Annotated in this window: 11 protein-coding genes; 4 read left to right on the forward strand and 7 right to left on the reverse strand. The window is 41.2% G+C overall.

Annotation, left to right across the window (positions count from 1 at the left end):
• The 3 genes from KH943_RS07620 to KH943_RS07630 form a co-directional block, all read left to right on the forward strand.
• Nucleotides 1-720 (forward strand): ABC transporter substrate-binding protein (locus KH943_RS07620; RefSeq protein WP_304109698.1); only part of this gene is annotated, 720 nt, incomplete at its 5' end.
• 11 nt (nucleotides 721-731) lie between these two features.
• Nucleotides 732-1,331 carry an ABC transporter permease gene (locus KH943_RS07625; RefSeq protein ID WP_304109699.1) on the forward strand — a complete coding sequence of 200 codons (600 nt, stop codon included), beginning with the start codon at nucleotides 732-734 and terminating at the stop codon, nucleotides 1,329-1,331.
• Nucleotides 1,283-1,474, forward strand: coding sequence for a hypothetical protein (locus tag KH943_RS07630; RefSeq protein WP_304109701.1), 192 nt, complete (start codon nucleotides 1,283-1,285; stop codon nucleotides 1,472-1,474). Before KH943_RS07625 ends, KH943_RS07630 begins: the two co-directional genes overlap by 49 nt.
• 83 nt (nucleotides 1,475-1,557) lie before the next feature.
• Here the strand turns inward: KH943_RS07630 and KH943_RS07635 are convergent, their stop codons facing one another.
• Genes KH943_RS07635 through KH943_RS07650 form a run of 4 tightly spaced genes read right to left on the reverse strand, consistent with a single transcriptional unit; the run spans nucleotide 1,558 to nucleotide 4,955 of the window.
• Nucleotides 1,558-2,385, reverse strand: a complete 828-nt coding sequence (locus KH943_RS07635; protein WP_304109715.1) for a metal ABC transporter permease — start codon at nucleotides 2,383-2,385, stop codon at nucleotides 1,558-1,560.
• The gene (locus KH943_RS07640; protein WP_304109703.1) at nucleotides 2,385-3,269 is read right to left on the reverse strand and encodes a metal ABC transporter permease; all 885 of its coding nucleotides are present in this window, start codon (nucleotides 3,267-3,269) and stop codon (nucleotides 2,385-2,387) included. Before KH943_RS07640 ends, KH943_RS07635 begins: the two co-directional genes overlap by 1 nt.
• Nucleotides 3,270-3,272: 3 nt before the next feature.
• Nucleotides 3,273-4,055: a metal ABC transporter ATP-binding protein gene (locus KH943_RS07645; protein WP_304109705.1), complete on the reverse strand. Its 783-nt coding sequence runs from the start codon at nucleotides 4,053-4,055 to the stop codon at nucleotides 3,273-3,275.
• Nucleotides 4,056-4,073: 18 nt separating this feature from the next.
• Nucleotides 4,074-4,955, reverse strand: coding sequence for a metal ABC transporter substrate-binding protein (locus KH943_RS07650; protein ID WP_119222846.1), 882 nt, complete (start codon nucleotides 4,953-4,955; stop codon nucleotides 4,074-4,076).
• A 340-nt stretch (nucleotides 4,956-5,295) separates the two neighbouring features.
• Between KH943_RS07650 and rho the strand changes: the two genes are divergently transcribed.
• Nucleotides 5,296-6,558: a transcription termination factor Rho gene (rho, locus tag KH943_RS07655; RefSeq protein ID WP_304109707.1), complete on the forward strand. Its 1,263-nt coding sequence runs from the start codon at nucleotides 5,296-5,298 to the stop codon at nucleotides 6,556-6,558.
• Between the two features lie 137 nt (nucleotides 6,559-6,695).
• Here the strand turns inward: rho and apaH are convergent, their stop codons facing one another.
• The 3 genes from apaH to KH943_RS07670 form a co-directional block, all read right to left on the reverse strand.
• A complete protein-coding gene (apaH, locus tag KH943_RS07660; protein ID WP_304109709.1) occupies nucleotides 6,696-7,511 on the reverse strand; it encodes a bis(5'-nucleosyl)-tetraphosphatase (symmetrical) ApaH in 816 nt (271 codons plus the stop codon).
• 1 nt (nucleotide 7,512) lies between these two features.
• The gene (gene tadA / locus KH943_RS07665; RefSeq protein ID WP_304109711.1) at nucleotides 7,513-8,046 is read right to left on the reverse strand and encodes a tRNA adenosine(34) deaminase TadA; all 534 of its coding nucleotides are present in this window, start codon (nucleotides 8,044-8,046) and stop codon (nucleotides 7,513-7,515) included.
• A gap of 144 nt (nucleotides 8,047-8,190) precedes the next feature.
• Nucleotides 8,191-8,820 (reverse strand): DbpA RNA binding domain-containing protein (locus KH943_RS07670; protein ID WP_304109713.1); only part of this gene is annotated, 630 nt, incomplete at its 5' end.

Here is an 8,820-nt window from a genome sequence, read left to right on the forward strand (position 1 = left end):
CAACAGCTGTTGCAAGCAAATAATCTAAGTGTAACCACTAAAAAACCGAAAGAAAACGAAGTGAAATTAGTAGTAATGTCACCTTCTGATATGGTAACTGCCTTAGCAAATGGCGTGATTGCTGGATTTATTGTTGCTGAACCTTTTAACGCATTGGCAGAAGCCAAAGGCGTTGGAAAAATTTTGCGATTTAGTGCTGATGTTTGGCGAGATCACGCTTGCTGCTTAACGATGATGCACGAACAAGATGTGACAGAACGCCCAGAATGGACACAAAAAGTCGTGAATGCCCTAACCGAATCGCAAGTTTTCTGCGTAAATCAACCGCTTGAGGTAGCAAAAACTCTTGCACGTGGTAATGGCTACACACCGCACAGCCAAGAGGTTTTGGAAAAAGTACTCGCCCCTAGCGAACAGCAATGGGCGGAATATCTGGCTCGTGGTGCGGTAAAACACCCCGAGTGGCACACGCACGGACATCAACAACGCATTGGCTTCCAGCCTTATCCGTTTGATTCTTATATGGAGAAGCTGGTTGAATTTTTACAAACCACGAAATTAGCGGGCAATAACGGTTTTCTTGCTGAACTCAATCCAACGCAAGTTGCACGTGAATTGAATGCCCCTCAATTTGTGAAAAAATCCTTAGAACAAGGTGATTATCTAACCGTTTTTGGATTACAAAATGGTTTTGAGCGTGTTGAAGAAATTGATGTATAAAAGGAACAACAATGAAACAAAAAACATTACTTGGTGCAGGTGGACTACTCTCCCTGCTGATTATCTGGCAACTTAGTTCATATTGGCTTTCACAACGCATCTCGCTTGCCAGCACACTCGCCCCTCTGCCTACACTTGATAGCTTTATCTGGCTTATTAGCTCGGGCGAAATTTTCCCGCATCTGTTCGCTAGCCTACAACGCATTTTCGTCGGATTAAGCTTTTCCCTCATTGTTGGCGTACCTATCGGTTTATTGCTAGGCTTCTCCAAAAAACTAGAAATGTGGTGCACGCCCGCATTTCAACTGCTACGAATGATCTCCCCACTTTCTTGGATGCCAATTATCGTGATGCTACTCGGTGTAGGCGACTTGCCAATCTATTTTCTACTCGCCTTCGCTTCCGTTTGGTCGCTGATCATCTCCACCAGTGCAGGCGTGAAAAGCATCGATCCGCAATGGCTTTTACTTGCCCGCTCACTCTCTGCCTCTAAACAAGAGACACTCTGCAAAATTGTCGTCCCAGCCATTGCGGATACGTTCTCACAGGCTTACGTGTTTCAATGGGGATTGCATGGGTTATTCTCGTACCGTGTGAAATGCTTGGCGTGAATGAAGGGCTAGGCTATTTTATCCTTGATACCCGCGATCGCCTCGCCTACTCCGAATTAATGGCAGTTGTAGTCATTATTGGCTTAATCGGCTGGGGATTAGATAGCTTAATTAGATGGGCATTGGTGAAAGGGGAAAAATAACTTTTCCAGTTAATAAATTCTGCCAAATCTCCCCTCTTTAGCAAAGAGGGGAGTAGATAAACGAAGAAATTACATAATTATTCCTACTTCCTCAACTTCAACTGCACCACTGCTAATGCCGTTAAGAAAACGACCGCTTGGATGAGCACAATGAAAGGTCCTGTTGCGGCATCAAAATGGAAACTGAGGAAAATGCCCCAGAAAACGCTGTTTACTGAAGTTAAAATCGCGATGAGCATCATTCGTTCGAAGCGTTTGGTAAGAATATAGCCTGTAATCCCAGGGGTAATAAGCATAGCAACTACCAAAATTACGCCGACTACTTGCATAGCACTAATGATGACTAACGCTAATAATACTAACAAGCTGTAATGCAAGAATGTAGTGTTTAAACCCACAGTGCGGGCGTGCATTGTATCGAAGCAGTAAAGCAAGAAATCTCGACGTTTGAGCACAATCACGAGGAACACAAAGGCGGAAATCATCAAGCTTTGATAGAACTCGTGGGCTGTGATGCCGAGCAAGTCGCCAAATAAAATATGCATCAAATGTTGATTGCTTTCTACTTTGGTAAACATGACCAAACCGATAGCAAACATCCCTGAGAACACTATGCCCATCACGGTATCTTCTTTAATTCGGCTATTTGTTTTTAAATAGCCTACGGCAATGGTACAGAAAACACCAGAGAAAAACGCACCAATTGCGAGCGGGATAGAGAGCATATAAGCAAGTACAATCCCTGGTAACACCGCGTGGGAAATTGCATCGCCCATCAAAGACCAGCCTTTTAGCACTAAATAGCAAGATAACGTCGCACAGATAATCGCTACAACCAGCCCGATAATCAACGCCTGTTGCATAAAAGGAAACGCAAGCGGTTCAGCAAACCATTGATAAATCGCATTCATCATAGACTGCCCCCTTGACCTGCTTCACAAGCGATAGTTTTTGCGGATTGATTTGCAAATCGTCGTGGAATCAAGCCATATTTTGGCGAGAAGAAAAATGCGATTAAGAAAATCAAAGTTTGCAATGCGACAATACAACCACCTGTTGCACCATCAATGTAATAGCTGACATAAGCCCCAACAACGCTGGTAATACCGCCTAATAGTGATGAGATAATCAACAATTTACCGAAGCGATCAGTTAGAAGATAGGCTGTCGCCCCTGGAGTAACCACCATGGAGATCACTAAAATCGCACCTACGCTTTGCAGTGCAGTAACCACACAAGCACTGAGTAAACTAAAAAAGATGATTTTTAACTTAAGCGGTGAAATCCCAACTGCTTTAGCTTGCACTTCATCGAAAAAAACCAACAAGAGATCTTTCCAGTAAAAGAGCAAAAGTACGATCGTAACGCCCAGAATAATCAATACTTGGTTTACATCTTCATCTGCAATGCCCAAAATATTGCCGAGAATGATCGACTGCACGTTTACCGAAGTTGGATGAATGGAAATAATAAATAAGCCCAAGGCAAAAAAGGTGGTAAAAATAAAGCCGATTACCGCATCTTCTTTGAGTTTAGTCATTGATTTCACAGCAAGAATCGCAAGCGTAGCAAAAAATCCAGAGAAAAAAGCCCCCATCGCATAAGGTAGAGAAAAAGCATACGCCAGAGCAACACCTGGTACAACTGCGTGCGATAAGGCATCGCCAATCAATGACCAACCTTTGAGCATTAAATAGGAAGAAAGAAACGCACACACCGCCCCAATCACACCGCTTAGCACAATAGCTTTAAACATATAGTCGTAACTAAAGGGTTCGAGTAATAATTCCAACATACTCTACTCCGCTTTTTGACTTGGATTTTGATTAAAATATGAAGTTTGGAATTGATAACGCAACACACCACCAAACACTCGTTCTAAATTTTCTGGTATAAAGGTTTGTTCAATAGATCCTGTGGCAAGTACGGTACGGTTAATCATTACTGCTTGATCGCAGAAACTTGGCACAGTGCTTAAATTATGAGTAGAAACTAAAATGAGATGCCCGCTATCACGAAGCTGTTTAAGTAGCTCAATAATCGCATTTTCTGTTTTCACATCCACGCCTGTGAACGGCTCATCTAATAGAATAATTTTGCTCTCTTGAGCAAGCGAGCGAGCCAGAAAAACCCGCTTTTTCTGACCGCCCGAAAGTTCACCAATTTGGCGATCAGCAAGATGAGCAATACTCACTCGCTCCATCGCCTCTTGGACTTTTTGTTTGTCTTTTGCAGAAGGAATACGCAAAAAGTTCATATAACCATAACGCCCCATCATTACCACATCATACACAGAAACGGGAAATTGCCAGTCTACTTCTTCGCTCTGCGGAACGTATGCCACTAAATTTTGCTTAAGTGCTTGTTTCACAGATAAACCACATAATTCAATTGAGCCTTTCGGGTTAATTAACCCCATAATGCTCTTAAATAACGTTGATTTACCACTGCCATTCACACCTAATAAGGCACAAATGGTGCTTTTCTCAAGAGAAAAGGTGACATCGTGTAACGCTATGTGCCCGTTGTTATAACGCACGCTAACATCTTTTACGATGAGTGAAGTCTGGAGAGTATTCATTTTGGTTATTTATTCCTTCTATTTACGGTCAAATCCATCTGCAACGGTACCAACAGTGACTTTTAATAAGTCAATATAAGTTGGAACAGGACCATCTTTGGTTGAAAGTGAGTCAACATAAAGCACGCCGCCGTATTTTGCTCCTGTTTCTTTCGCTACTTGTTTTGCAGGTTTGTCAGAAACAGTACTTTCACTAAATACAACAGGAATATGATGTTTACGAACACCGTCAATCACTTTACGAATTTGTTTTGGTGTGCCTTGTTCATCTGAGTTAATTGCCCAGAGATAAAGCTCTTTGAAGCCATAATCACGAGTTAAATAGCTAAATGCCCCTTCACTGGTTACTAACCAACGTTGACCTTCAGGCACTTTCGCTAAACGTTCGCGTAGCGGTTGGTCTAATGCTAAAATTTGATCAGCATAGGCTTTTGCATTCGCATTGTATTTTTCGGCATTTTCAGGATCGTATTTTACCAAGGCTTTGCGGATATTTTCGATATAAACCAACGCATTCTTTGGCGACATCCAAGCATGTGGATTTGGTTTGTCTTTATACGGACCTTCAAAAATCGACATCGGCTCAATACCTTCTGTTACCACAACGGCAGGCTTATCTTTGATATTAGTAAAGAAACGTTCAAACCACATTTCAAGGTTCATCCCATTCCATAAAATCAAATCAGCAGATTGAGCTTTCACAATATCTTGCGGGGTTGGTTGATATTCGTGAATTTCCGCACCTGGTTTGGTAATTGACTCAACAACAGCAGAGTCCCCTGCTACGTTTTGTGCAATATCTTGAATAACAGTAAATGTCGTTACCACTTTAAGCGGTTTTGCATACACTGAACCCATTGAAAGTGCCACAGCACTTAACACAGCCAAAAACTTTTTCATCTGATTCTCCTTTAAAAAATATGGTTAATTGGCAAGGGTATTCTAATCTAAAATCTTATAAATGCAAATGATTTTTTTATATGATTAGTTTAATTTTTTACATAAACAAATTTTACCATTTTTTTAAAGATATTTAGAGCCTAATATTTAAAGGCTGAAATACAGATTCTTTCCTCGTCCAAATAAAAGCGGTAGAAATTGATAAAAAATTTGCAATTTCTCACTATTTGTCGTATTCTTCGCAAGTCAAATTTATAGCAAGAGGCTATATCTCTCATAATACTATCTTTCATAGTAATATGATATCCAATCTTCTTTATTTTAAACTTATCAAATTCCTATGCATCTTACTCAGTTAAAAAATACCCCCGTTTCGGAGCTTGTCGAAATTGGTGAAAACCTAATGGGTTTAGAAAATTTAGCCCGTTTACGCAAGCAAGATATTGTTTTCGCAATTCTTAAACAACATGCAAAAAGTGGCGAAGATATTTTTGGTCAAGGCGTGTTAGAGATCTTACCTGATGGCTTTGGTTTCTTACGTTCAGCAGATAGTTCTTACTTAGCTGGTCCAGACGATATTTATGTTTCACCAAGCCAAATTCGCCGTTTTAACTTACAAACGGGCGATAAAATCGAAGGTAAAATTCGTCCGCCAAAAGAAGGTGAACGTTATTTTGCACTCCTCAAAGTTGATCTTGTTAATGATGACAAACCTGAAGTTTCTCGCAGTAAAATTCTTTTCGAAAACTTAACGCCGCTTCATGCTAACTCTCGTTTACGTATGGAACGAGGCAACGGCTCAACCGAAGATTTAACCGCACGTATTTTAGATTTAGCCGCACCAATAGGTAAAGGTCAGCGTGCGTTGATCGTAGCACCGCCAAAAGCGGGTAAAACCGTTCTTCTGCAAAATATTGCACAAAGCATCACACACAATTACCCAGAATGTGAGTTAATTGTGTTATTGATTGATGAACGTCCTGAAGAAGTAACAGAAATGCAACGCACCGTGCGAGGTGAAGTAATTGCATCAACCTTTGATGAACCAGCAACCCGCCATGTTCAAGTTGCAGAAATGGTAATTGAGAAAGCGAAACGTGCAGTTGAACACAAAAAAGACGTGGTGATTTTGCTAGACTCTATTACTCGTCTTGCTCGTGCTTACAATACCGTAACGCCCGTTTCAGGGAAAATCTTATCTGGTGGAGTGGATGCCAACGCATTACATCGTCCAAAACGTTTCTTTGGTGCGGCACGTAACGTAGAAGAGGGCGGTAGTTTAACTATTATTGCTACTGCACTTGTAGATACAGGTTCAAAAATGGACGAGGTTATTTTCGAAGAGTTCAAAGGAACTGGTAATATGGAATTGCATCTGTCCCGTAAAATTGCAGAACGCCGTATCTTCCCAGCAATTGAATTTAACCGCTCTGGTACACGTAAAGATGACTTATTAATGAGCCCTGAAGAGCACCAAAAAACCTGGATGTTACGTAAAGTACTTAACCCTATGGGTGAAGTGGAAGCTATGGAATGGTTAATTGATAAACTAGGCGTTGCAAAAACGAACGAAGAGTTTTTCGAAATTATGAAACGTTCATAGTTTGATTGGTATATGAAACGTTCATAGTTTGATTGGTAAAAGAAAGGCGGAATAAAGATTGAATTTCATTCCGCTTTTTCACAAATAGACAGATATAATAGACGGTATATCAGACAGAATGTCGCTAATCTACTTTTCTATTCAGCTAATCTCTCTTGCGTAAATATTTCTTTATCTTCCCATCTCACCATCGTAAGATGATGTCCCCACGCACAGCCTGTATCTAACGCATAAATATTTGGACGAGCACATTTTCCCATTAGACTTGCCCAATGCCCAAAGATAATATTTTGCTGTTTAAATAAAGGATTATCCAGTTCAAACCACGCTTTTAATTCGACTGGGGCATCTTCGATTGGCAATTTGCAAGTAAAATCTAACCGCTTGTCGAGGTAACAAAAGCGCATTCTGGTAAATACATTCACGATATAACGCCAACGGTCGATGCCTTGAAGGTTTTTATCCCAATGGTCAGGGTCATTCTCGTACATTTGAGCGATGTAATTAGCATAATTTTCGCTCTTTAACAAAGCTTCCGCTTCTCTTGCACACTGAGTTGCCGTAGATAAGTCCCATTCTGGGCTAATGCCTGCATGCACAAGTAGAAAGCCATACTTTGGGTGTTGCACCATAAGCGGTTGATTTCTGAGCCAGTTTTGCAATTCATCACGATCTGATGCCTTAAAAATCGGTTCAACTTTATCCGAAGGCTTAACCCGTTTTATGCCTAACAAGGTAGAAAGAAGATGCAAATCGTGGTTACCTAGCACAGTTTGGGCTTTTTCGCCTAAATCTTTTACGAAACGTAAACAAGCTAACGAATCATCTCCACGAGCTACTAAATCACCCGTGAGCCAAATTTCATCTTGTTTTTCATCAAACTGGGCTTTTTCTAACAGCATTTGAAACTCTTTGAAACAGCCATGCAAATCACCCACGATATAAGTTGCCATATTATTCTTCCTTCTTCGTTTCTTTTGCTTGCTTCTGCTCTAACCGTCTTTTTTTGAAAAATGCACTCATTTTCTGGCTGCATTTTTCTCGAAGTAATCCACCTCGAATTTCAAGCAAGTGGTTCATTTTGAAATCTTCAAACAGATGAAAACGTGATCCGATAGCACCTGTTTTGTAGTCATTTGCACCAAAGACTAATCGCCCAATACGGCTATGCAGAATCGCACCTGCACACATCGTACACGGCTCAAGTGTAACATAAAGTGTACAATCAAGCAGACGGTAATTTTGTAAAGATTGCCCTGCTTCACGAATCGCTAACATTTCTGCGTGAGCAGTGGGATCATTAAGCAAAATAGATTGATTCCAGCCTTCACCAATTTTATTGCCCTCTTTATCAACGAGCACTGCACCGACAGGAATTTCACCTATGGCTTCGGCTTTGTCGGCAAGCGTAAGGGCGTATTCAAGCCAATATAGATCTTGTTCGGAATAGTCTAGTGTGCAATGGGTTTGAATGGATTGGATGAACATAATCTAAAATAAATTATTGTTCTTGGTGTAGGGACGTGTTGCACAGACCCTACACTAAGAGCAACACAGTTACTAAATTAAAACAGCCCCAAAGGGGCTGATTTATGCGTAACCTATGGCAAGAGCCATAGGTACAAGGCTTAATTAACGACGACCACGGTCGTTAAAACGCTTCTCTTTAAAACCACCTTTTTTGCGGTCATTAAAACCACGATCACGACGTCGATCGTTACGTTCACCACGACCTCTACTTTCAAATGGTTGGCTGTTTGCACCCTCAACAGGACCTAACAGAGACATCTGCATTTGTTTGTTCAACACGCGTGCTTTTTGGGCAAAGTGTTGCACTAGATGGTTTGGCATACCTTGCGGTAACTCAATGGTTGAATAGGTGTCGTGCAATTTAATGTGCCCAATGAAACGGCTACTAATATCCCCTTCGTTGGCAATTGCCCCCACGATATGACGCACTTCTACGCCATCCTCACGCCCTAATTCAATGCGATATAAATCCATCGCAACGCCTGTACCTTCGCGTTGTTCGCGTCCGCTTCGGCGATCATCACGGCGATCACCACGTTCATTGCGGTCACGGCGACCACGTTCGCGGCTTGGTTTAACTACTGGATCTGGCGGAAGAATCAGTTTTTGTTTTTCTTGAAGTAACATCATCATTGCAGCAGCAAGTTCTTCGTGATCTTGATCTCCAGTAAATAAATCTTCCAATAATGCACGATATTTTTCTAAATCATGGTGCTCTAATTGTGCTTCAAT

The sequence above is a fragment of the Haemophilus parahaemolyticus genome, assembly GCF_018373095.1.
GTDB classification, from domain to species: domain Bacteria; phylum Pseudomonadota; class Gammaproteobacteria; order Enterobacterales; family Pasteurellaceae; genus Haemophilus_A; species Haemophilus_A parahaemolyticus_A.